The organism is Micromonospora sp. D75 (assembly GCF_018070405.1).
In the GTDB taxonomy this organism is placed as follows: Bacteria; Actinomycetota; Actinomycetes; order Mycobacteriales; family Micromonosporaceae; genus Micromonospora; species Micromonospora chalcea.
The window spans coordinates 1-2,665 of the sequence record NZ_JAGPXV010000736.1 but is presented as its reverse complement, the minus strand read 5'-3'; the positions used below and the strand labels follow the sequence as shown (position 1 = coordinate 2,665).

The 2,665-nt window shown below is 74.0% G+C and carries 4 protein-coding genes; 3 read left to right on the top strand and 1 reads right to left on the bottom strand.

Going from position 1 to position 2,665, the window contains the following annotated elements; translation table 11 throughout:
- Positions 1-35 precede the first annotated feature (35 nt).
- Complete coding sequence (locus KBX39_RS28355) at positions 36-518, top strand: MarR family winged helix-turn-helix transcriptional regulator (RefSeq protein ID WP_174536704.1); 483 nt, start codon at positions 36-38, stop codon at positions 516-518.
- A 24-nt stretch (positions 519-542) separates the two neighbouring features.
- Here the strand turns inward: KBX39_RS28355 and KBX39_RS28350 are convergent, their stop codons facing one another.
- Positions 543-1,556, bottom strand: a complete 1,014-nt coding sequence (locus tag KBX39_RS28350) for a TrkA family potassium uptake protein (protein ID WP_043326951.1) — start codon at positions 1,554-1,556, stop codon at positions 543-545.
- Between the two features lie 156 nt (positions 1,557-1,712).
- On the opposite strand from KBX39_RS28350, the gene KBX39_RS28345 reads away from it, so the two are divergent.
- On the top strand, positions 1,713-2,354 hold the full coding sequence (locus tag KBX39_RS28345) for a helix-turn-helix domain-containing protein (protein ID WP_043330676.1): 642 nt from the start codon (positions 1,713-1,715) through the stop codon (positions 2,352-2,354).
- A 126-nt stretch (positions 2,355-2,480) separates the two neighbouring features.
- Positions 2,481-2,665 (top strand): ATP-dependent Clp protease proteolytic subunit (locus KBX39_RS28340; RefSeq protein ID WP_210873467.1); only part of this gene is annotated, 185 nt, incomplete at its 3' end.

The following is a 2,665-nucleotide window of genomic DNA, read 5'->3' as shown; positions in this document are numbered from 1 at the left end:
GGTCGATGTTCCTCGGAGCGCGTAAACTGGGTCACATGTCCGCCGCACCGGTCGAGGAGTCCGAGCGCCGCTCCGGGCCCCTGCTCGACCACCTGGCCCGGCGGATGCGGCTGCGCTCGGAGTCGGTGCTGGCCCCGCTGGGCCTGCGCCCCCGCCACCTGGTGGCGCTCACCGTGCTGCGCGACTCCGGCGGCATCAGCCAGCAGGCGCTCGCCGGCACGCTCCAGCTCGACAGCACGAACGTGGTCGGGCTGCTCAACGACCTGGAGGCGGACGGCCTGGCCGAGCGCCGCCGCTCCCCGGAGGACCGCCGCCGGCACGAGGTACGCCTCACCGAGGCGGGCACGAAGCGACTGCGCGAGGCCGAGTGCGCGCTCGCCGGAGCCGAGGAGGAAGTTCTCGGCGCGCTGGCGCCCGGCGAGCGGGACCTGCTCTACGACCTGCTGCGACGGGCCACCCAGGGCCGGTCGTCGACCTGCGGCGAAGTGATGGCGGAGGGCGGCCCGGGCGCCTGCTGACCGCCGGCGCTCAGCGGGGCCGGGTCAGAGCGCCGTGGTGGCCTGCGGCCGGTCGTCGCGGACGTGGACCAGCATGTCGCCGGTCTCGATCACCGCGCCGGCACGGTCGTTGAGCGTGACCACCTTGCCCCGGCGGACCAGCGCGATGACCAGCGACTCCAGCTCACGCGGAGAACGGCCCACCTCGTCGCGCTCGGCCGACCGCATCGCCAGCGCCATGCCCTGCCCCGGGGTGAGCAGGTCCTCCACCACGTCGATCAGGGGCGGGGCCGAGGTGGACAGGCCGAGCAGCCGCCCGGCCGTGGCCGACGAGACGATCACGTGGTGCGCGCCGCTCTGCTTGAGCAGCGGCGCGTTCTCCGCCTCGCGTACCGCCGCGATGATCCGCACCTGACCGGCGGTGAGCTGCCGGACCGTGAGCGCCACCAGCACCGAGGCGTCGTCGCTGTCGGTCGCGATGATGACCGACTTGGCGGTACGCACGTGCGCCTGCTCCAGCACCGACGAGCGGGTCGCCGAGCCCTCGATCGTCACCAGGCCGTTCGAGGTGGCCTGCCGAAGCGCCGGGCCACTGCGCTCGACCACCACGATCTTGGACTTGTCCGTGCCGTTCTCCAGCAGGGCGGAGACCGCGCTGCGGCCCTTGGTGCCGTAGCCGCAGATGATGACGTGGTCCTTCACGGTTCTCCTCCACCGCGACAGGCGACGCCCGGTGCGGTACTGCTCGGTCAGGACTTCCAGGGTGGTGCCGACCAGGATGATCAGGAAAAGCACCCGGGCGGGGGTGACGAACAGGACGTTCGCCAGTCGAGCCGACGAGCTGACCGGCGTGATGTCGCCGTACCCGGTGGTGGAGAGCGAGACCACCACGTAGTAGAAGCAGTCGAGCAGGCTCAGGCCGCTGTCGTCGACGTCGCGGTAGCCGTCGCGGTCGAGCCACACCACGAACACCGTGGCGAAGACCAGGCCGAGAGCGGCGAGCAGGCGCAGGCTCAGCGCGCTCAGCGGCCCTCGCCGCTGCGCGGGAAAATGGATCACCGTCGGTCCTGCTCCGCCACCTGCACGCCCACAAGATAACGGGTACGCGGGGACGCGGCCCGCCGGGTGACGATCGGAACCCGTCGGGGCCGCTGCCGGAGGCGTGGAGAGGGCATGATGGGTAAGTCCGGGGCGCCCGACCGCGAGGAGGCCGGCATGTCGTTGCTGCGACGGGTGATCGGCGGGGTGCTCCGGCGCATCCGCCTGCGCCAGGGCCGCACGCTGCGCGAGGTGGCCCAGGCCGCCGGCGTCTCCCTGCCCTACCTCTCCGAGGTCGAGCGCGGACGCAAGGAGGCCTCCTCCGAGGTGCTCGCCGCGATCTGCCGGGCGCTCGGGATCCACCTCGCCGACCTGCTCGAAGAAGCCCGTGACGAGCTGCGCCGCGAGCGGCCGACGCCGGTCGTCCCCGGAGTCTCGGCGGCCCGGTTCGACCGGGTGCCGGTCGCACGCACCGGGCCGCAGCTGCGGGTCGGCCCGCCCCGGCTGTCCGTCACGCGCCGTCCGGCCGTGTCGTCCCGGCCGCCCGTGTCCCGCCGGCCCGCCGTCTCGCTCCGGCCGCACGTCGCCCGTCGGCCGGTCACCGCCACGCCGCTGCTCGGCGGCACGCTGCGGCCCCTGGGCCCCGGGCCGGCGCCGCTCGGCGCGCCCCTCGGCGCCGCCACGCCGATCGGGTTCGGTGGCGGCATCCGGATCTGGCCGGCTCCCTCCGCCCCGACCGCCCGCCCCCGTCCGCGTACCTCCGTCACGCTGGCCCGGCGGCGGGCCCGCGCGGGCCGGCGGCGGCCGGTCGCCGCGTAGCTTCTGCCGAGGGCGGATCTGCCCCGGGCAGAAAGCCTGGGCCGCGACCGTGCGCCCGGCGGACGCTGGAGACCGCCGGGTTCCCGGGCGGTCCACCGCCCACCGGCGGTACGGAGGTGCGCGGTGATGGGTGGCATCTGGATGCTCGACGATCGGCAGGCGGTGTTCGACGACCGGGTCTTCGAGCGGTTGCTGAAGGAACGGATCATCTTCCTCGGCACCGAGGTCACCGAGGCGTCGGCGAATCAGATCTGCGCGCAGATCCTGCTCCTCGCGGCCGAGGACGCGGAGCGGGACATCTTCCTCTACAT